This window comes from Sunxiuqinia rutila, assembly GCF_050589705.1.
GTDB classification, from domain to species: domain Bacteria; phylum Bacteroidota; class Bacteroidia; order Bacteroidales; family Prolixibacteraceae; genus Sunxiuqinia; species Sunxiuqinia rutila.
Genome location: NZ_JBNGOT010000018.1, coordinates 30,686 through 50,445 on the forward strand (window position 1 = coordinate 30,686; position 19,760 = coordinate 50,445).

General features: G+C 45.2%; 16 protein-coding genes. 14 read left to right on the top strand and 2 right to left on the bottom strand.

Features of this window, described 5'->3' with window-relative positions:
* Positions 1-330 precede the first annotated feature (330 nt).
* Both ACRD6K_RS17695 and ACRD6K_RS17700 read right to left on the bottom strand, forming a co-directional pair.
* Complete coding sequence (locus tag ACRD6K_RS17695; RefSeq protein ID WP_299582779.1) at positions 331-1,647, bottom strand: aspartate kinase; 1,317 nt, start codon at positions 1,645-1,647, stop codon at positions 331-333.
* A 436-nt stretch (positions 1,648-2,083) separates the two neighbouring features.
* Complete coding sequence (locus ACRD6K_RS17700) at positions 2,084-2,800, bottom strand: GntR family transcriptional regulator (protein ID WP_430974350.1); 717 nt, start codon at positions 2,798-2,800, stop codon at positions 2,084-2,086.
* 185 nt (positions 2,801-2,985) lie between these two features.
* On the opposite strand from ACRD6K_RS17700, the gene ACRD6K_RS17705 reads away from it, so the two are divergent.
* From ACRD6K_RS17705 to ACRD6K_RS17770, 14 genes are all read left to right on the top strand, one after another.
* Positions 2,986-4,311 (top strand): dihydrolipoamide acetyltransferase family protein, encoded by a 1,326-nt coding sequence (locus ACRD6K_RS17705; protein ID WP_430974351.1) that lies wholly within the window; start codon positions 2,986-2,988, stop codon positions 4,309-4,311.
* Positions 4,312-4,347: 36 nt separating this feature from the next.
* Positions 4,348-5,709 (top strand): dihydrolipoyl dehydrogenase, encoded by a 1,362-nt coding sequence (lpdA, locus tag ACRD6K_RS17710; protein WP_430974353.1) that lies wholly within the window; start codon positions 4,348-4,350, stop codon positions 5,707-5,709.
* A gap of 34 nt (positions 5,710-5,743) precedes the next feature.
* On the top strand, positions 5,744-6,133 hold the full coding sequence (locus ACRD6K_RS17715; protein WP_430974354.1) for a four helix bundle protein: 390 nt from the start codon (positions 5,744-5,746) through the stop codon (positions 6,131-6,133).
* 116 nt (positions 6,134-6,249) lie between these two features.
* The gene (locus ACRD6K_RS17720) at positions 6,250-8,721 is read left to right on the top strand and encodes an alpha-ketoacid dehydrogenase subunit alpha/beta (RefSeq protein ID WP_430974355.1); all 2,472 of its coding nucleotides are present in this window, start codon (positions 6,250-6,252) and stop codon (positions 8,719-8,721) included.
* Between the two features lie 171 nt (positions 8,722-8,892).
* Complete coding sequence (locus ACRD6K_RS17725; RefSeq protein ID WP_430974356.1) at positions 8,893-9,177, top strand: DUF2442 domain-containing protein; 285 nt, start codon at positions 8,893-8,895, stop codon at positions 9,175-9,177.
* Between the two features lie 203 nt (positions 9,178-9,380).
* A complete protein-coding gene (locus ACRD6K_RS17730; protein ID WP_299582763.1) occupies positions 9,381-9,911 on the top strand; it encodes a hypothetical protein in 531 nt (176 codons plus the stop codon).
* Positions 9,912-10,018: 107 nt separating this feature from the next.
* Entirely contained in the window at positions 10,019-10,753 is a 735-nt protein-coding gene (locus ACRD6K_RS17735) for a hypothetical protein (RefSeq protein ID WP_430974357.1), read from the top strand.
* Positions 10,754-11,041: 288 nt separating this feature from the next.
* Positions 11,042-12,058: an adenosine deaminase gene (locus ACRD6K_RS17740; RefSeq protein ID WP_430974358.1), complete on the top strand. Its 1,017-nt coding sequence runs from the start codon at positions 11,042-11,044 to the stop codon at positions 12,056-12,058.
* 114 nt (positions 12,059-12,172) lie between these two features.
* Positions 12,173-13,405 carry a PHP domain-containing protein gene (locus ACRD6K_RS17745; protein WP_430974359.1) on the top strand — a complete coding sequence of 411 codons (1,233 nt, stop codon included), beginning with the start codon at positions 12,173-12,175 and terminating at the stop codon, positions 13,403-13,405.
* Positions 13,406-13,506: 101 nt separating this feature from the next.
* On the top strand, positions 13,507-15,474 hold the full coding sequence (locus ACRD6K_RS17750; protein WP_430974360.1) for an SDR family NAD(P)-dependent oxidoreductase: 1,968 nt from the start codon (positions 13,507-13,509) through the stop codon (positions 15,472-15,474).
* A gap of 113 nt (positions 15,475-15,587) precedes the next feature.
* Positions 15,588-16,859 carry a zinc-binding dehydrogenase gene (locus ACRD6K_RS17755; RefSeq protein ID WP_299582748.1) on the top strand — a complete coding sequence of 424 codons (1,272 nt, stop codon included), beginning with the start codon at positions 15,588-15,590 and terminating at the stop codon, positions 16,857-16,859.
* Positions 16,860-16,997: 138 nt separating this feature from the next.
* A complete protein-coding gene (locus ACRD6K_RS17760; RefSeq protein ID WP_430974361.1) occupies positions 16,998-17,663 on the top strand; it encodes a transaldolase family protein in 666 nt (221 codons plus the stop codon).
* 272 nt (positions 17,664-17,935) lie between these two features.
* Entirely contained in the window at positions 17,936-18,529 is a 594-nt protein-coding gene (locus ACRD6K_RS17765; RefSeq protein WP_430974362.1) for an RNA polymerase sigma factor, read from the top strand.
* Between the two features lie 15 nt (positions 18,530-18,544).
* A complete protein-coding gene (locus ACRD6K_RS17770; RefSeq protein WP_430974363.1) occupies positions 18,545-19,714 on the top strand; it encodes a FecR family protein in 1,170 nt (389 codons plus the stop codon).
* The last annotated feature ends 46 nt before the right edge of the window (positions 19,715-19,760 follow it).

Here is a 19,760-nt window from a genome sequence, read left to right on the forward strand (position 1 = left end):
GGAAAATAAATGAATTATTTTCGATTTTCTTTTTGTTGATAATCAATATGAAAGCGGAATTAAATGCTGAAAAAGTTAATAACAAGGAGCATTTTTGCCTGAATGCGCTTGTTGTAGGCCGAAGGAAGGCCTTCGCGTGATTTTTTTTGAGGAATGGGAGGAGAACTGCTTGGCTTATTGAAATTGAGGTGCCCTAAAAAAAATGGCGTTTGAATGTGAAGCTTGAGAGGCGTAGCTAATTACGCAGTCGGCTCCAAAGTTGAAGGTGGTTTATTGTAGGGCTTCACCTCCCGTTTTTGGAGCCGACTGGTAATTGGTAACTTAATGTTGTTAGTTCTCCAGCAGGTTGTCGCTTATGGCCTGCAATGTTTTTTGCTTGAAGGCTGTAGGAACCAAAACGGAGATATTGTGACGGCTTCCACCGTAAGAAATCATACGAATTGGAATGCCTTCCAAGGCATTAAATACTTTTGATGCAAAACCACGCTCTTCACCAATGATGTCACCAACAATACAAATAATGGTTTGCTCTTCGTCAACCAAAACTTCACCATATTCTTTAAGCTCTTTCAGGATGTCTTTCAGTTTGCTGGTGTTGTCGATGGTCAGCGAAACGGCTACCTCTGATGTGGAGATCATGTCGATTGGCGTTTTGAAAAACTCGAAAATTTCAAAAATACTTTTCAGGAAACCATAAGCCATAAGCATACGGTCGGAACGAACTTTAATGGCTGTAATGCCGTCTTTGGCTGCCACCGCTTTAATGCCACTGCCGCTGGTTTCTGATGTGATTAGTGTGCCCGGATCACTTGGGTTCATGGTGTTTTTCAGGCGAACCGGAATGTTGTGCAACTTGGCCGGAAGAACAGTTTGCGGGTGCAGAATCTTGGCTCCGAAATAAGCCAGCTCGGCGGTTTCGTTAAACGATAGCTGTTCGATCTTTTTGGTGTTGCTAACATAGCGGGGGTCGTTGTTGTGAAACCCATCAATGTCGGTCCAGATTTGGATTTCTTCGGCATATAGAGCGGCCCCAATCAAGGATGCGGTGTAGTCTGATCCACCACGCTGCAGATTGTCGATTTCGTCTTTGTCGTTGCGGCAAATAAAACCTTGGGTAATGTAGTAGTCGGCATCGCCAACTTCTTTCATCACTTTTTCAATATTGACCGTAATGGCATGCAGATCGGCTGATTTTTCTGCATCGATTCGCATGAAGTCGAGCGCAGGCAAAAGCTTGGTGTTGTATCCGTTTTCAAGCATAAGCTGGGTGAACAGGCCGGTTGACATGAGTTCTCCTTGCGCCAGAATGGCTTGTTCGTTGGTCTGGTCAAATGCTCCGCTAGCTTCTTGACGAATCGTTTCGAAGCATTTTTTGATGATTTGCAGGCCTTCCTTTTTTCGGGCTTCTTCCTTGAAAAGATTGGAAACAACTTCCTTATATTGTAGTTCGAGCTTACCGATCTGAGCTCGTGCAACGTCCTTGTTTTTCTTGTGTAAGTAGTCAGAAATTTCAACTAAAGCATTGGTCGTTCCTGACATCGCGGACAGAACCACCAGCTTTTTTTTTCCATCAGTAATTAAGTTCATAACAGCGTTCATATTTTCAACGCTTCCAACTGATGTTCCTCCAAATTTTAAAACCTTCATAGTCTGATTTTTATTCATTAAAAGTTTTGTGTTTTGAAACACAAAGATTAAAATTTTTTTTCTCAAAATTTAGGTTTTAGACGAAAGTGGTGAATATTTATGCGCAAGAAATGAATAAATATTAATCGTCAGATTTTATGAAATAATACGTTTGGGGTGGATAGGAAGTTTTGTTTTTGATAGCTAGTGTTTTATGGGGCTTGTGACGGCATCTCTTGTTGTACATATTGTTGATTTAAGCGCAAAAAAAGACTGCTGATTAGGTGTTGTATAATAGTTAAGATTTTATGAAATTGTCATTAACTTTGTAATCAAAGACTTTTTGGTGGATATCCAGTCTCTTCTCAAGAGATTTATGTGCAGCTAGGGGTGGATGCACGGATGTCCACCTTTCTTTTTGTATAAAGGATCGAGATTTTTGACTTGCCTCTTTGTGCTAGAAATTACCGAAAATCGCGTGCTTCTCCGAGTTGAAGTAGATGGTGGAGTAGATGTGAAAACCATCGCGGTTGGTCGATAGTTTCCGCTCGACATAAAGTACCGGTTCCCCTTTTTTGATATTCAGCAGCTGGCTTATTTTATCATCTGCTTTAATGGCTTTTAGCTTTTGCTCGCCTCCTTTAATTTCAATCTGGTAGTGTCCTCTTAAAATGTCAAAGAGTGATTTGTTCTCAAATGTTCGGCTGGTAAAGCGCGGCAGGTTGATGTTGGGAATGTGGTTGATGTCGTAAAATACAGCTTGTTCATTCACAAAACGAAGTCGTTCCATGTAAATACATCCAAAGTCCTTTTCCGCTTCCGAAAGGTCAAAGTTGAAAGGCGTAGGCCAGGCTTTAATCGTGGGTTTTTGCAGAATTTGTGTCTGCAGGTATTGTTTCCCAATAGCCGATGATGTACCGGATATCGATAAAATACCAATGTCTTGAGGAGGCTTTTGGACAATGCTTCCTTTGCCTTGTTTCTTGTAAATGAAGCCATCCTGCACCAGGGCTTCCAGGGCATGGCGCACTGTTGGGCGTGTCATGTTGTGAACCGCGCACAGTTCATTTTCCGAAGGAAGTAAGCTGCCTTCTTCATAAACGCCGGAGAGAATATGCTTACGCAGAATTTCGTATAATTTTTTGTACTGCGGAATTCGGAGTTCTTGCACCATAGCTTGTTGAATGAAAATCAAAAGTAAGAAAAATATTTAAATTCTTAATTTCAACTTGTAATTACAAGTTGTATGATGTAAGTTTACAACCGTAAATTTGTCAAAGCCATGTGCTGTGGTAGTTGTGTATGGCTGTGAATGGACGAGAAATCGAACTTATGTATTAACAAGTGAAATAAACGTATATGGCTATTCCGGTAATTATGCCTCGCCAGGGGCAATCTGTAGAGACTTGCATCATCGGAGAATGGTACAAGCAGGTAGGCGATCAGGTGAAAGCAGGTGATTTGCTGTTTTCCTATGAAACGGACAAAGCTTCGTTTGAGGAAGAAGCGAAAGAGGACGGAGAACTTCTGGCTGTCTTTTTTGAAGAAGGCGACGAAGTTCCTGTATTGATTAATGTGGCTGTTTTGGGTCAACGTGGCGAAAGTGTGGATGAATTTCGTCCGGGGGGAGAACAACCTGTTGATGCTGCCGCCGAGGCAGAAACGGCTCCTGAAGTCGAAGCAATTCCGGATACCGAAGAAAAACCGGTGGTGTTAAGCGGGCAGCCTGAAGGCAACGTGAAAATCTCGCCCCGGGCCAAAGTGATGGCCGAGAAGCTGGGGGTTCCGTATGAACAGGTACAAGGCTCCGGGCCTTATGGTCGCATCATTGCGCAGGATATTGAAGGGGCTGCGGAGGCTTTGCCCAAGCTCACTCCCTTGGCTCAGGAAAAAGCAAAAGCTGAAGGCTTAACTCCTGCTGCTGAAACCACGGGATTGGGCGGTCGTGCAGCAGCTGAAAACCTGATTTCGTACAACCCGGTTTATGGGGATGACTTTGAAGTGAAAAAGCTGACCAATATTCGCAAGCTGATTGCTAAAGCCATGCATCAGTCGTTGCAGAATTCGGCCCAGCTCACCCACCACATGAGTGCCGATGCCCGTCAGATTATGGCACTGAGGAAATCCTTTAAAAAGAAACTGGAGGCTGGAGAAGTTTCTCAAAATATTACCATCAATGATATGGTTTGCTTTGCAGTGATTCAGGCGTTGAAAAAGTTCCCGCAGGTGAATACACATTTTATTGGCGACAGCATGCGCTGGTTTAAGAAAGTGCACCTTGGGCTGGCTGTAGACACCGAACGTGGTTTGATGGTGCCGGCCATTAAAAATGCCGACGACCTTTCCATTGAAGGGCTTTCGTCGCAACTGGCTACTGTAGCCGGGCAGTGCCGCAAAGGCAATGTTGATCCTGAGTTGCTGAAGCCTGAAGCGGCCAGCTTTACTGTTTCCAATTTGGGTAATTATGGGGTTGAGTTGTTTACGCCGGTTATTAATCTGCCACAGACGGCTATTTTGGGGGTCTGCACCATTGTTCCCCGTCCAAAGGATTTAGGCGACGGTGTGTATGGTTTTGTGCCGATGATGGGGCTTTCACTGACCTACGATCATCAGGCGCTGGATGGCGGCGAAGCCACCCTGTTCCTGAAAGAAATTAAAGAACAAATTGAAAACCTGACGCTGTGAGCTTTCCGGGAAGCCAGTAATCTGAAAATCTAAAACATGAGTAACAAATTTGATATAGCAATTTTAGGCGGTGGTCCCGCTGGATACGTTGCTGCCGAGCGCGCCGGTGCCAAAGGAATGCGCGTTGTAATTTTTGACAAAAGAGCTTTGGGTGGGGTGTGTCTGAATGAAGGATGCATCCCAACCAAAACGCTTCTGAATTCGGCTAAAGTTTTGGAGTATGCCCACGAGGCGGGCAAATATGGTATTGCCATTGAGTCGCCTGTCTCCATTGACTTCGGCAAAATCATGAAGCGCAAGGATAAAGTGGTGCGCAAGCTGGTTGCCGGTGTTGGCGCCAAGATGAAACATGCCAAAGCCGAAGTGGTGATGGCTGAAGCTGTCATCAAGGAAAAGCGTGGCGATGTAATTACCCTTGCGGCTGATGGAAAGGATTACCAGGCAACACGCCTTTTGATCTGCTCCGGCTCGGAAGCGGCTGTTCCTCCCATTCCGGGATTGGATCCAAACATTGTTACCACCAACCGCGAAATTCTGAAGTTGAAAACCCTGCCCCAAAGTTTGGTGATTATTGGCGGAGGGGTGATCGGAACGGAGTTTGCCGATTTCTTCAATGCCATGGGCACCAAGGTAACGGTTATTGAAATGTTGCCGGAAATCCTGACTGGGGTGGATGAAGATATTGCCGCTTTTGTGCGCAAGGAATTTACCAAGCGCGGGATTGATTATCATTTGAACGCGAAAGTGACTGAGCTGAAAGGCAAGGAAGTCATCTTTGAGAAAGACGGGCAGGTGCAATCGATCACCGGTGATGAGGTGTTGTTGTCGGTTGGGCGCAAAGCCAATGTGGATGGCATCGGACTTGAAAACATTGGGGTGGAGTTTACCCCCAGGGGAATTAAAATTGATCAGCATTGTCGTACCAATGTTCCCAATGTGTATGCTGCAGGTGATGTTACCGGTTTTTCGTTGCTGGCACACACGGCTAGTCGCGAAGGCGAAGTGGCCATCAACCACATGTTGGGACGTAAAGATGTCATGCGATACCAAGCCATTCCGGGCGTAGTTTATACCCACCCGGAAATAGCCGGCGTTGGCCTGACCGAGTCCGCTGCAAAGGCAAAAGGAATAGCGGTGGAGGTGCGCCAGTTGCCGATGGCTTATGCCGGACGTTTTGTGGCCGAGAATGAAGGGAAAGATGGATTCTGCAAGGTGATTGTGGGTAAAAAATACAAGGAAATTCTGGGAGTTCACCTGGTTGGAGGAGCCTGCTCCGAAATGATCTGGGGTGCCTGTGCCTTAATTGAAGCCCAGCTGCGTGTTCAGGATGTGGAGGAAATTGTGTTTCCGCACCCAACAGTCAGCGAAATCATTAAGGAAACGATATTCCAGTTTTAAAAAGTTCCAAATTTCATGTTTCAAATTCCAGGTTATGGCAACGGTTGAGCGTTTTGAAGATTTAAATGTTTGGAAGGCTGCACGTGAGTTTTGTAAGTTGATTCATCAGTTTACGTTAAGAAATGATTTCTGCAATGACTTCAAGCTGGTAAGTCAAATTCGGGCTTCGTCTGGTTCTGTAATGGATAATATTGCTGAAGGGTTTGAAAGGGATGGAAATAAAGAGTTTTGTCAATTTTTGTCTTTTTCAAAAGGTTCTTGTGGTGAAGCCCGTTCTCAGCTTTATCGTGCATTGGATGCCGGCTACATTTCAAAAGCCGATTTTGACCAGGCTTATGACCAGGCCATGGAGATCAGTAAGATGCTCAGCGGATTTATAGCCTATCTGAAAGAGACTGAGTTGAAAGGGCGAAAGTTCAAATAGTTGTTGAGTCTAATTTGGAACATGGAACTTTGAATTTGAAACTGTTTACAGGAAGCTCAATATCAGAATAACAAACTAACGAAAGAGTAAAGCAAATAGAATAAAACTGATTAAATATGCCTAAAGTACAATTTATTGATCCGCAAGATGTCAGGAAGGCGGGGGAGGTAAGCTTCCAGCCGATTCCTGTAAACCAATACAGCAAAAGTATTGAAGATGAGAAAGCCAATTTCTCGAAAGAAGATTTTCTGCGCATTTATCACGACATGGTTGTCATTCGTGAGTTTGAAACCATGCTCAACGAAATTAAAACCAAAGGGGAGTACAACAGTGTTCCTTATAACCATCCGGGGCCGGCTCACTTGTCTATTGGGCAGGAGGCTGCTGCTGTAGGAATGGCGTACACGCTGGGAGTTGAAGATTTTATCTTTGGTTCGCACCGTTCGCATGGCGAAATCCTGGCGAAAGGATTGTCGGCCATTCATCAACTGACTGATGAGCAGCTGATCGATGTGATGGAGAATCATTTCGATGGAAAAACATTTGCTCCGGTAAAAGCAAACTTCCAGGGAACCACCAAGGAATTGGCTGTTCGCTTTTTGATTTACGGAACACTGGCTGAGATTTTTGCCCGCGAAACTGGATTCAACCGGGGCTTGGGCGGATCGATGCACGCTTTCTTCACGCCATTTGGCGTTTATCCGAACAATGCCATCGTGGGAGGTTCGGGTGATATTGCCGTTGGTGCTGCACTTTTCAAAAAGGTGAACCGCAAAGAGGGCATTGTCGTTGCCAATATTGGTGATGCCTCCATGGCTTGTGGTCCTGTTTGGGAAGGATTGACTTTTGCGACCATGGATCAGTTCAATCAGTTGTGGGAAGGCGATATGAAAGGTGGCTTGCCGCTGATCATTAATATCATGAACAACCAATACGGTATGGGAGGACAAACCTGTGGCGAAACCATGGGCTATAAAGTAGCCGCGCGTATTGGTGCCGGCTTGAATGCCGACCAGATGCATGCCGAGCGTGTGGATGGTTACAACCCGCTGGCCGTAATTGATGCCTACAAGCGCAAGCGCGAGATACTGAAGGAAAAGCGTGGACCGGTTTTACTGGATGTGTTGACTTACCGCTTTAGTGGTCACTCGCCATCCGATGCTTCCTCGTACCGGTCTAAGGAGGAAATTGAAGCCTGGCAAGCTGTGGATTCTATCATCTGGTTTGGCAACGAACTGGTTGAGGCGGGTGTGGCTACAGCCGATGAGCTGGATGCGGTGAAAGCCAATACCACCGATCTGATCACCTGGGGCTTGAAATTGTCCATTGACGATACTGTTTCACCGCTGATGGATATGGAGAAATATCCGGAGTTGATTGGTGAAATGATGTTTTCCGATTCGCCGGCAGACAGCATGGAGCCGGGACGTGAGCCGGAAGTAAACCATCCGATGGAGGAAAACCCACGGGTGAAACAATTGAAAAACAAAGAGCGTTTTGCCTTCGATAAGGATGGCAAGCCGTTTTCTAAAATTAAACAATACGGTTTGCGCGATGGTTTATTCGAAGCCATTGTTGACCGCTTTTACAAAGACCCGACTCTGATTGCTTATGGAGAAGAAAATCGCGACTGGGGTGGTGCCTTTGCGGTGTATCGCGGATTGACCGAAGCGCTGCCTTATCATCGTTTGTTTAACTCACCCATTTCTGAAGCATCGATTGTGGGAACGGCTATTGGCTATGCCATGTGCGGCGGACGTGTGATTCCCGAAATCATGTATTGCGACTTCCTGGGCCGTGCCGGCGACGAGGTGTTTAACCAGTTGCCCAAGTGGCAGGCCATGAGTGGGAATGTGATTAAAATGCCGGTGGTGTTGCGTGTTTCTGTTGGTTCGAAGTATGGGGCCCAGCACTCACAGGACTGGACCGCTTTGCCCGCTCACATTCCGGGCTTGAAAGTGGTTTTTCCGGCCACGCCTTACGATGCCAAGGGTTTGATGAATACGGCCTTGCAAGGCACTGATCCGGTGATCTTCTTCGAGAGCCAGCGGATTTATGATATTGGCGAGCAGTTTCACGAAGGCGGCGTGCCCGAAGGCTACTACGAAATTCCGTTTGGTGAGCCCGATGTGAAGCGTGCAGGTAAAGATCTGACCATCCTGAGTATTGGAGCTACGCTATACCGGGCCTTGGAAGCAGCCGACCAGCTGCAGGAAAAATATGGTATGAGTGTTGAGGTGATTGATGCGCGTTCGTTGGTGCCATTCAACTATGAGCCGGTGATTGAATCGCTGAAAAAGACCGGACGCCTGGTGATTACCGGAGATGCTACCGCTCGTGGCTCGTTTATGAAGGAGATGGCTTCGACCATTACCGAGCTGGCCTTTGATGAGTTGGATGCTCCGCCGGTAGTGGTGGGCTCGCGCAACTGGATTACTCCGGCTTATGAGCTGGAAGATGCATTCTTCCCGCAAGCTGACTGGATCATTGATGCCATCCATGAAAAAATTGTTCCCCTTAAAGGGCATGTGGTGAAAAGTAACTTTACAACACCCGAGCAAATCCGAAGAAATAAATTAGGTATCTAGCCCTGTTGGGCTGTTGTTACTTATCATCTTCCTATGATAATTCTAAAAGTCTCATGCTTTTGATGGCATGAGACTTTTTTATTTATATGCAAACAAAATAGTTGAAAAATGGGTAGACTATTTTGTGTATCATAAGAATATTGAGTTCGAAAAAATAAATAAAAGGTTGAAATGAAGATCGTTGAAGATTGTCAGGAGCACTATTCTAAAATCATCAAGGTGGTTTCTGCAAAATACATTGGCGACTTTGTCGTAAGGATAAGTTTTGCTGATAGTCATGAGACGCTGGTTGATTTCAAATCTTTTATCATGAATGCCAGTCATCCATCTGTGAAAAAATATCAGAATGAAACCCTTTTTAAGAATTTTCATATTCTGGACGGAAACCTGAATTGGAACAATTACGACCTTATATTTCCTGTTGAGGACTTGTATAATGGCGATATTGGAGCATAGCCTGATTGGTTTCTTGCTGTCACTCGTTTTTCGATTTCTTTCTCCACATTTTTCTAACACCAGCCGCATGGGTTTTCAATCATTTTTCTAAATTCATTGCCGAAACAGGCACTTGAAAATTGATTGGCTATCTCCAGGATTTTGCTTCTAATTTTGAAGTTGTCTGCAAATCTGAGTATCTGAAAATCTAATGTCCAAAAACTATGAATGAATTAGCAGTAGGCACACGGGTTACGCACCCCGTATATGGCGAAGGAATTATTGCCCGGTCTCATTTAACGATTTATGAAATCTTTTTTGAGCGTGGAGGAAAGTCGGAAATGAGCAAGTATAACGAGGATCTGGAGGTGCTTGAAGCACCGGAGACCGAGCCTCGAACCGGCTTGTCGCTTGCTGATATTGAGGAGGTGATGAGCTTTGTGCTGGATAAGTACCAGGGGATTACACACACGGTGAAGCTGGGCGAAAAGTGGAAAGACGGCGTGATGGAGCTAAAGCCCGGAAACCGGGACTTGCAAACGAAAGAAATTCCCATCGACAACTTTTTCCATAAGATAGTCATGCTGCGTGACCGCTTGCGGGTGCTGGAGCAAAACATCAACAGCCATCCCAAGCTGGATGATGCCGATAAGGTGCATTTGCAGCAGTATATTACCCGCGCTTACGGTAGCCTGACCAGCTTCAATATTTTGTTTGCCGAAAAGCAGGATTACTTCAAAGGGCAGGGGAAATAAGTGCTGGGCTTGTGGGTAGGATGAAGCGGAATGAGCCTGCTTTGTTTGTTGCGCCATGTGATCTGTTTTATTAACTTGAGGCTTCATTTGCACCAATAAATAAACTTATGGCTGTTTTTCAACCGACCACCGAGCATTTGGATGCCTTGAAGGGCATTCCGTCCAGGCAGGTCAAACGTCCGGCAATACCCGTCCCAACTTGCCTGCAGGAGGCCCATGATTTATATGTGTGGAGCCAGGAAGACCGGGAGGAGTTGCTGGAGGTTGGTTTGTCGCCCGTCGTTTTTGATGAGCTCCTGCTTGGAATTGACTTGTTGAGTTATTACCAGGGAAAGTGGAAGAAGGAGCAGAAACAGGTGGATCCGCAGGCTAAAGCATTGCGGGAAAAACAGCAGGAGGCGCGGCATTTGCAGCAAAGTGTGGCGGCTAACATGCGTTTTGCTTTCAGGCGCCAGCCCGATTTGCTGAAAACGCTCAGGGCATCGGTCAAAAGAACGCCCTATTCGGCCTTGTACCAATCATTAAATGATTTGGCCGTGCTGGGCGAGGCACATTCCGGCCTGCTTTTAGCCATTGGCTTCAACTTTGATGGGTTGGCGCAAGCCCGGCAGCTGGCCAATGATTTACCGGCATGGCATGCTTCGGTTTCGCCCAGAACGAACCCTGCCAAAGAACTTCGCGACCGGGCCTATGCTTACCTGAAAAAGCGGGTGGATGAGTTACGCACCTGTGGTAAATATGTTTTTCGGCAGATGCCCTCCCGGCAACGGGGCTATGTCAGTCCGTTTATGCGCAGGAAGTTTCAGGCTGAACAACGAGCCAGAAGTAAGCAAAAAGAATAAGCAGAAGGTTAATTTACAAATGCAGCATGCTGTTTTAATGCTGCAGCATATTGTTTTGCTAGTGCAGAAGGCTTCTGTAACTATAAAAAGGCATGCTGCATAGTTATATTTAAATGCTGCATTTATAAATCAGCCTGCTGCAAGCTGTTTTCAGAAAAAGGAGGTTGGAGGATTTTAACAGTGACCAGCCGGTTTGTGTGCGGGAATGAGCTTCGCATAAAACCTTTTTGTTTGTTGCCAGTTATTATCAAAAGAATTGGAACTTTGTAAAAAATTAAATCGGATAGGATGACAACGTTAAACGAATTCATACACGACCTGCCTAAGGCGGAATTGCACTTGCACATTGAGGGGACGCTTGAGCCCGAATTGCTTTTTAAACTGGCCGAACGTAATCAGATTGAACTGAAGTACCCTTCGGTTGAGGCTTTGAAGCAGGCTTACAATTTTTCGAACCTGCAGGAGTTTTTGGATTTGTACTACGAAGGAGCCAACGTGTTATTGGAAGAACAGGACTTTTACGACCTCACCTGGGCTTACCTGTTGAAATGCAAAGCGCAGAACGTGGTGCACACCGAAATCTTTTTCGATCCACAAACACATACCGACCGTGGGGTGCTGTTTGCAACGGTCATTAATGGTATTAACCGGGCCTTACAGGATGCGAAGGAGAAGTTGGGCATTAGCAGTCAGTTGATCATGTGCTTTTTGCGCCACCTGGACGAGGCTTCGGCTTTTGAAACCCTCGAAGAAGCGCTCGACTATAAAGACCTGATTGTGGGGGTTGGGCTCGATTCATCCGAGAAAGGCAATCCGCCAGCGAAGTTTGAACGCGTGTTTGCCAAAGCTCGCGAGGAAGGCTTTCTGACTGTTGCTCATGCAGGCGAAGAAGGACCGGCAGCCAACGTGAAGGATGCCTTGGATTTGTTGAAGGTGATCCGGGTAGACCATGGGATTTCATCAATCAATGATCCTGAACTGGTGGCCGAACTTGCTCAAAAACAAATCCCGCTAACCGTGTGTCCGCTTTCAAACCTGGCCTTGAAGGCTGTGGATAAACTGCAGAACCATCCGCTGAAAAAACTGATGGATCAAGGCGTATTGGTGACCATCAATTCGGATGATCCGGCTTATTTTGGCGGATACATGAACGAAAACTACCAGGCTTCGGCCGAGGCTCTTGGGCTAACCAAAGCGGAACTGGTTCAGCTAACCAAAAATTCATTTGTGGCCAGCTTGCTCTCTGAGTCGGAAAAAGAAAGACACCTGGAGGCTATCGAACAGTATGCCGATGCAAATGCCTGATTAGCCTAAAGCTCTTTAGGTTTTTTGCGTCGCTGTTTCGGGTACAGGACACCCAAGGATGGGTTTGGTTACTTGTTTCGCTTTATTTGCAGTATCATTAAAACAAAGCAAAAGATGACGAGCGAATCAATTTTTAATCAATATCCTGAAGAGCGTAAACTGTTGGCTGAGACAGTAGATGTGAGCCAAAACATCCTTCAGGTAAACGGGCATTTTCATACGCCTTATTCATTCAGTGCTTTTTCAGAAATCATTCAGGTTTTTGAAATGGCTAAAAAGGAAGAGGTGAAAGTGTTAGGCATCAATGACTTTTATACCACGGATGGGTACACTGAATTCAACGAGCGGGCCAAGCAGTTCAATATCTTTCCTTTATTCAATATTGAATTCATGGCCTTGCAGAAGGATTTACAGGCTCAGGGTGTCCGCGTGAATGATCCCAACAACCCGGGGCGAACGTATTTTAGTGGCAAAGGACTCAAGTATCCGGTTGAGCTGAATGCCGAAATGGTGGAGCGCTTGCTGCGTGTGCAGGATGAGAGTAATCGCCAAACCGGTGAGATGATTGACAAGCTGAATGCGTGGTTGAAGGAATTGGGTGAAGATTTTGTTTTCTCGTTCCAAGCCATGCGTGAGCAGTACGCGAAAAACCTGTTGCGCGAGCGCCATATTGCCAAAGCGTTGCGTGAGGCGGCGGCTAAAAAATATATTTCAGAAGAAGACCAGAAAGCATTTTTTGAAAAGGTGTTTGGCGGAAAAGCGCCTAAATCGGCCATGTCGGATTTTGCCGGATTGGAAAATGAGATTCGTGGCAATCTGTTGAAAGCCGGAGGAAAAGCCTTTGTTCCGGAAGATGATAAAGCCTTCTTAAGTCTGGAGCAAGTCATTGAATTGATTGTTCAGGCCGGAGGGATCCCTTGTTATCCGGTTTTGCTGGATAATCCCAAAGGAGAATTTACCGATTTTGAAGGGGATTATGAGAAATTGTATGAAAGCCTGGTGGATAAGAAAGTGTATTCGCTGGAGCTGATTCCGGGACGGAACAAGCCGGAAATTCTGGAAGAATTTGTCAACTTCTTCAACGAGAAAGGCTTTGTGATTACCTTCGGTACCGAACACAATACGCCAGCTTTAGACCCGATTACCGTTTATGGTGGCGATGGCAATCCGCTCAGCGATAACCTGAAGCAAATTGGTTACGAAGGAGCTTGCATTATTGCTGCCCATCAGTATTTGCTGGCCAAAGGGAAGGAAGGCTTCCTGAATGCCTACGGAACAGCCAAATTGGATCGTCGGAAGGAATTCATTGCCATCGGTCATGCGGCCATTCAGCATTTTGTACACTAAAAATTAATCAGTACAGTTTTCAGTCGCAGGTTTGGGTGTATTTTGCATGCAATGGCCTATGCCTTTTGAAAGCTGGAATTTGAACCCCGGAAATTGATAACATGGAACAAGGAATAAAAGACCTCATCGAAGTATCCCGGTTTTATGGTCAGCAAAAGGATTATGTGTTGGCTGGCGGCGGAAATACTTCCTATAAAAATGATAAACACCTGTGGATAAAAGCCAGTGGTTTTGCTCTGGCTACGATTGACGAAGCAGGCTTTGCCAAGCTTGATCGGGCGCAGCTGGCCGAAATAAACACCAAAACGTATTCGGACAATGTGCTGCAGCGCGAGGCAGAAATTGTGAACGACCTGATGAAAAGCCGGGTGGAGCCCGAAAAGGGACAACGCCCTTCGGTGGAAACTTCGTTTCACAACCTGATTGACTTTTCGCTGGTAGTGCATACCCACTCCACCAAAGTGAATGGATTGATGTGTAGCCAGCAGGCTGCAGAGAAAACCGCCGAATTGTTTGGCGACAGCGTGCTTTACATCCCTTACGAAGATCCGGGTTATATTCTGTTCAAGGTGGTTGAAAAGGCCGTTTTGAATTACCGGAGAGAAAAAGGGAAGGAGCCTGCAATTATTTTCCTGCAAAACCACGGCGTATTTGTTGGTGGGAACACGGTAGAGGAAATCCACCAAAACTACAACTTTATTGAAGAAAAGCTGGATGCTGTTTATGGCGAGGAGCCGAAAAACGAGGCCTTGGAATTGTCCGCAGTGGCAGACCAGATTGTACCGGCCATTCGGATGATGGTATCAGGTGAAGGCCTGAAAACAGTTCGTTTGGTGAACAGCTCGTTGCTCAATAAATACCTGCAGAAGGAAAATCAGCAAGCCATCACTGCACCTTTCACGCCTGATGGAATTGTTTATGCGAATTCGGCTTTTGTGTATGTTGATTTTAAGGGGGATGTGGACGATTTCTTGAATACAGCAAAAGAAGAAATTACAAAATATACCGCCGAAAAAGGCAAAGCACCCAAAGTGATTTTTGCGGCAGGGCTGGGCGTTCTGGTCATGGCTGATCATGCCGAGGGAGCCGGGATTTTGGTGGATGTGGTAGCCGATCACTGCCGAATTGCTCAGTTTGCTGAGTCGTTTGGCGGGGCGCACCCGATGACACCGGCGCAAATTGCTTTTATTGAAAGCTGGGAAGTGGAGCAATATCGCTCTAAGATTTCGTTGGGAGGAACAACCGGACGCGCTGATCGAAAAGTGATTATTGTGACTGGTGGAGCCCAAGGATTTGGTGCCGGAATTGTAGAACACCTGATGGAGCATGGCGCCAATGTGGTGATTGCTGACTTGAATGCCGAAAAAGGGCAGGCCTTTGCCAATGCGCTGAATGCTGTTCAACGGAAAAATAAAGCGCTTTTCGTATCGGTTGATGTGGCCAATGCCGAATCGGTTGAAAACCTGGTTCGCCAAACGGTTATTCATTTTGGAGGGCTGGACACGTTTATCAGTAACGCCGGAATTCTTCGGGCTGGGGGCTTGGATGAAATGACTCCTGAAACTTTTGAGCTGATGACCAAAGTGAATTATTCAGCCTATTTCATTTGTTCCAAATATGCCTCGGCCGTCATGAAATTACAAAACCGCTTTAAGTCGGATCACTTTGCGGATATCATTCAAATTAATTCGAAATCGGGCCTGAAAGGAAGCAATAAAAACTTTGCATATGCCGGCGGTAAATTCGGAGGAATCGGCCTGACGCAGTCGTTTGCACTGGAACTGATGCCATTCAATATTAAGGTAAACTCCATTTGTCCCGGAAACTTTTTTGACGGGCCGCTATGGGCCGATCCCGAAAATGGTTTGTTTGTGCAATACCTGCGGGCCGGGAAAGTGCCGGGTGCGAAAACACTGGAAGATGTGAAGCAGTTTTACGAAGCCCAGGTTCCTGCCGGACGTGGATGTACGCCACTGGATGTGATGCGTGCCATTTTTTATGTGATGGAGCAGGAATACGAAACCGGGCAGGCTGTGCCGGTAACCGGCGGACAGAACATGTTGAATTAGGCGGTCTCTTTTTAAAGCGTTATCCTGAAAGTGTTTCAGAGACGTTTAGCTGGCAGATTCCGGAGAAGATCCGGAACAACTGGTGATCAATAAAATTTAAAAAACAGATTAATATGAAAACAAAAGCAGTTCGATTATACGGTAAAAAAGATTTGCGATTGGAAGCGTTTGATCTTCCCGCAATCAAAGAAGATGAGATTTTAGCCAAGGTTGTTTCTGATAGTATTTGCATGTCGTCGTACAAAGCGGCAACGCAAGGAACCGACCACAAACGGATTCCGAATGATGTGGCTGAAAAACCGATTATGCTTGGGCATGAGTTTGCCGGCGAGTTGGTGGAGGTTGGTGCCAAATGGCAACATAAATTCAAAGCCGGACAAAAATTCTCCATTCAGCCAGCCATCTATTATAAAGACGGTCCGGTAGGCGTGCTCAGTGCTCCGGGCTATTCTTACCAATACATTGGTGGTGATGCCACTTATGTTATTATTCCTAAAGATGTGCTGGAGCAGGATTGTTTGCTGGCTTATGATGGCCCTGGCTATTATCCGGCATCTCTGGCTGAGCCCTTAAGTTGTGTAATTGGTGCTATGCATGCCAATTACCATACTACACCGGGTTCGTATAAGCACGACATGGAAATAGTGGATGGTGGTAAGATGGCTATCCTGGCAGGCGTTGGTCCAATGGGACTGGCTGCCATTAATTATGCCGTGATGCGTGAAGACCGCAAGCCTTCTTTGTTGGTGGTTACCGATATTGACCAGGCACGACTGGACCGGGCAGCTTCCATCTATTCGCCAACATGGGCAAAATCGAAAGGTATTGAACTGGTTTATCTGAATACAAGCGGTGATGATCCGGTGGCTAAGTTGCGCGGACTAACAGAAGACGAAGGCTACAACGATGTATTTGTGTTTGCTCCCGTTCCGGCTGTGATTGAGCAGGGCGATGCGATTTTGGCTAACGATGGTTGTTTGAACTTCTTTGCCGGCCCAAGCAATGCTGACTTTACGGCGAAGATGAATTTCTACAACGTGCACTATGCATCAACACACATTGTAGGAACTTCCGGTGGAAACAATGATGACATGGTGGAGTCGCTTGAAATGTTTGGTAAAGGCCTTGATCCGGCTGGTTTGGTGACCCATATCGGGGGACTGAATGCGGTGATCGATACCACCTTGGATCTTCCAAATGTTCCCGGAGGAAAGAAATTGATTTATACGCACAAAGACATCCCATTGACAGCAATTAGTGAATTTGAAGAAAAAGGAAAATCTGATCCGCTATTTGCACAATTGCATGAGATTTGTGAGCGAAATAACGAACTTTGGTCCGTCGAAGCAGAAGAGTACCTGTTGGCAAATGCCAAAGACATTTAACACGGGGCATAATCTTCCGCTGACAATAAACGGACAGCTATTTGATAAACTATAAATAAACGAACTAACGCAGGAATCTCTTGAATGATGTAACTCTTTCAAGAGATCTTGCGTTTTTTTTGGTAAAAAAGAGACCTTATGATTTACATGGCAGACACGGCCGATCTTTCGGCATTGAAGGAGTTGTATGATTTTTTTCCATTGGAAGGTGTAACGACTAACCCTACCATCCTGAAGCAATCAGGAATGAAACTTTCGCAGGTGGTCGATGAAGTGGCCAAAATTGTTGGCAACGGAACTTTGCATATTCAGATGATGAGCACGAAATCGGATGACATTGTGCGGGAAGCGAAAAAGTATAAATCCTATTTTGGTCTGGGCGATAATTTTCACGCTAAGATTCCGGTATTCCCGGAGGGTTTTAAAGCCATGCGTATTTTGAAAGACAGTGGTATTCGGGTAACAGCTACAGCTATTTTTACACAGCAGCAAGCTTTGGTTGCCGCTAAGGCCGGAGCCGATTTTGTTGCTCCCTATGTGAGCCGTCTGGATAATATTTCGTCACACGGAATTGAGGTGGTGCGTGATATTGTGAAAAATATGAATGACTACAAGCTGAACACGAAAGTGTTGGCGGCAAGTTTTAAAACTGTTGACCAGATTCACCGGGTAAGCATGTGTGGTTCGCATTCGGCTACCATCGGACCCGATCTGTTGATGCAGTTGATTAAGCACCCGATGACCGACATCAGTGTTGATCAGTTTTTGATAGATGGAGCGGACTATTACGATATTGCGTATTAGTCGGGCAAAAATAATTGTTCGCAATAGATGCTGTTGAAAGCATTAATCGAAATTGAAGGGGCTCAGTGAGCCCCTTTTTCTGTAATTAAGGTTCTGCAATGACAGTTTGATCGCTTTCCGGATTTTAGAGGTCCCATTCTGTCAGGTTAGAATCTTTACTAAGACCTATAAGTCTTTTCCCCAATGATTTCCTTGTTGTATAAATCATGATCCAATTGGTATGGTGTCTAATAAAAATGATACTTTTGAGGTGTAGATTATAGGGACTACATATGTGTAAGGAGATCAATGGTGATTATCTTTTGTGGGAAAAGTTGAAGAAAGGGGATACTTCTGCATTTAATGAATTGTATGAACGGTATGCCGGAATACTTTTTTCGTTTGGAATGATTTACTCCAGCGATAAAGAGTATGTGAAGGACTGCATACATGATTTATTTTTTGAGCTTTTTAAGTATCGGAAAAATCTTTCAGAGACAAATAGTATTAGGAATTACTTGTTTAAGTCCTTGAAGAGAAAAGTGTGCTCAAAACAAAAAGGCCGGCTGCAATTAATATATACCGCTGAATCGCTGGAGAGAAATGAGGGTAATTCTGCTGGAAGTGAGGAGGATCCTTTGCAAGAGGATATTCAAAGGCTGCTTAAAGCCATTCAGAAATTACCCGAACGACAGCAGGAAGCATTGAACTTACGTTTTATCGTGGAACTGTCTTATCCTGAGGTTGCCAGTATTATGGATATTTCGCTCGAATCAGTTCGCACGTTGGTGTACCGTTCTGTGAAAACCTTGCGGGAAGATTTAAAAGGCAAGCAAGTAACGGTTTTGTTTTATTTAATGCGAAGCTATTCATCCAACGATATATAATGGACTAAACCTAAGATGACCAACAACACCTATAATAAGCGAGCAGAAGATATATTGACTGATGACAGGTTGCTGAATCAAGCAGATGGGCTTCGACCTATGCCGGGAATTGATGAGGCAGAATTGTCATTGGCAAAGAATATTCAGCAGGCGCTAAAAAGACAAAAAAAGGAGTTGGATGAGACGGAGCAGGAAATGCTTCAGACCCGATTGAATACCTCTATTCACCAATTCAACAGGAAGCAACGGATTATTCAACTTGCTTCGGTTGCTGCTGTTTTGTTAATGGTCTTTTTTGCAGTTACGCTATTGGACACCAGTCGCTCCCAGTTTTTACGGTTTGCTTCAAATTTCTCCGTTGAGCCCCAATTGGGTCAAACAAGACTTATTCTAGAGGAAGGGAATGATTTAGAAATCTCTGCAACAGAAGCGAGTATTCAATATTCCCCGGCAGATAATTCCATTCAGGTCAATTCTATTGAACAACAGACTACAACGCTTATTGAAGGCGAAAAGAATCTTCACACATTGCTTGTCCCTTTTGGAAAGCGAACAAAGATTACCCTTTCAGACGGCAGTATTGTTTGGGTGAATTCAGGCTCAAAATTGATTTACCCATCTCGCTTTGATGATGATAAACGAGAGGTTTATCTTGAGGGAGCAGCAATTTTCGATATCACTCACCGAGCAGATCAGCCTTTCTACGTTTATACTGATGATTTAGACGTTCGGGTTTTAGGAACCATGTTTGCTGTTAGTGCTTATCCGGATGATGAGAATGTTAATACAGTCCTGGAGCGTGGAAAGGTGGAGCTAAAATACAAAGGAACAAGGCTGATTGGTTATGAAAAAGACATTATTACTCCGGGAACAAAAGCAACTTACCTGCCCGAAGCAGGAACGATGACACAGACGCAGGTGAACACCCGCAATTATACGTCGTGGAAGGATGGTTATGTGTTTCTGGAGAAAAAGACCTTGGGCTATATTGTGAAAAAAATAGCGAGGTATTACAATGTTACTATTCATGTTGAAGATGAGCAGTTGGCTTCGGAAACTTTCTCGGGTATGTTGGACTTACGAAATAATGCCAGTCAAATACTTGAAATAATCTCGGAAGTCATTAATATTGACATTGAAAAAGACCATGACCAGATTGTAATCAAGCGAAAACAGAAATGGTAGCAGGAGAAAAACCTGAAATAGCCTTGGTCTGGGAACTTTAAAATAT

Coding starts and splice junctions, on each gene's coding strand:
- ACRD6K_RS17735 (WP_430974357.1), top strand. CDS start 10,019: ATGGCTGTTTTTCAACCGACCACCGAGCATTTGGATGCCTTGAAGGGC.
- ACRD6K_RS17715 (WP_430974354.1), top strand. CDS start 5,744: ATGGCAACGGTTGAGCGTTTTGAAGATTTAAATGTTTGGAAGGCTGCA.
- ACRD6K_RS17730 (WP_299582763.1), top strand. CDS start 9,381: ATGAATGAATTAGCAGTAGGCACACGGGTTACGCACCCCGTATATGGC.
- ACRD6K_RS17740 (WP_430974358.1), top strand. CDS start 11,042: ATGACAACGTTAAACGAATTCATACACGACCTGCCTAAGGCGGAATTG.
- ACRD6K_RS17700 (WP_430974350.1), bottom strand. CDS start 2,800: ATGGTGCAAGAACTCCGAATTCCGCAGTACAAAAAATTATACGAAATT.
- ACRD6K_RS17720 (WP_430974355.1), top strand. CDS start 6,250: ATGCCTAAAGTACAATTTATTGATCCGCAAGATGTCAGGAAGGCGGGG.
- lpdA (WP_430974353.1), top strand. CDS start 4,348: ATGAGTAACAAATTTGATATAGCAATTTTAGGCGGTGGTCCCGCTGGA.
- ACRD6K_RS17745 (WP_430974359.1), top strand. CDS start 12,173: ATGACGAGCGAATCAATTTTTAATCAATATCCTGAAGAGCGTAAACTG.
- ACRD6K_RS17695 (WP_299582779.1), bottom strand. CDS start 1,647: ATGAAGGTTTTAAAATTTGGAGGAACATCAGTTGGAAGCGTTGAAAAT.
- ACRD6K_RS17725 (WP_430974356.1), top strand. CDS start 8,893: ATGAAGATCGTTGAAGATTGTCAGGAGCACTATTCTAAAATCATCAAG.
- ACRD6K_RS17705 (WP_430974351.1), top strand. CDS start 2,986: ATGGCTATTCCGGTAATTATGCCTCGCCAGGGGCAATCTGTAGAGACT.
- ACRD6K_RS17750 (WP_430974360.1), top strand. CDS start 13,507: ATGGAACAAGGAATAAAAGACCTCATCGAAGTATCCCGGTTTTATGGT.
- ACRD6K_RS17765 (WP_430974362.1), top strand. CDS start 17,936: ATGTGTAAGGAGATCAATGGTGATTATCTTTTGTGGGAAAAGTTGAAG.
- ACRD6K_RS17770 (WP_430974363.1), top strand. CDS start 18,545: ATGACCAACAACACCTATAATAAGCGAGCAGAAGATATATTGACTGAT.
- ACRD6K_RS17755 (WP_299582748.1), top strand. CDS start 15,588: ATGAAAACAAAAGCAGTTCGATTATACGGTAAAAAAGATTTGCGATTG.
- ACRD6K_RS17760 (WP_430974361.1), top strand. CDS start 16,998: ATGATTTACATGGCAGACACGGCCGATCTTTCGGCATTGAAGGAGTTG.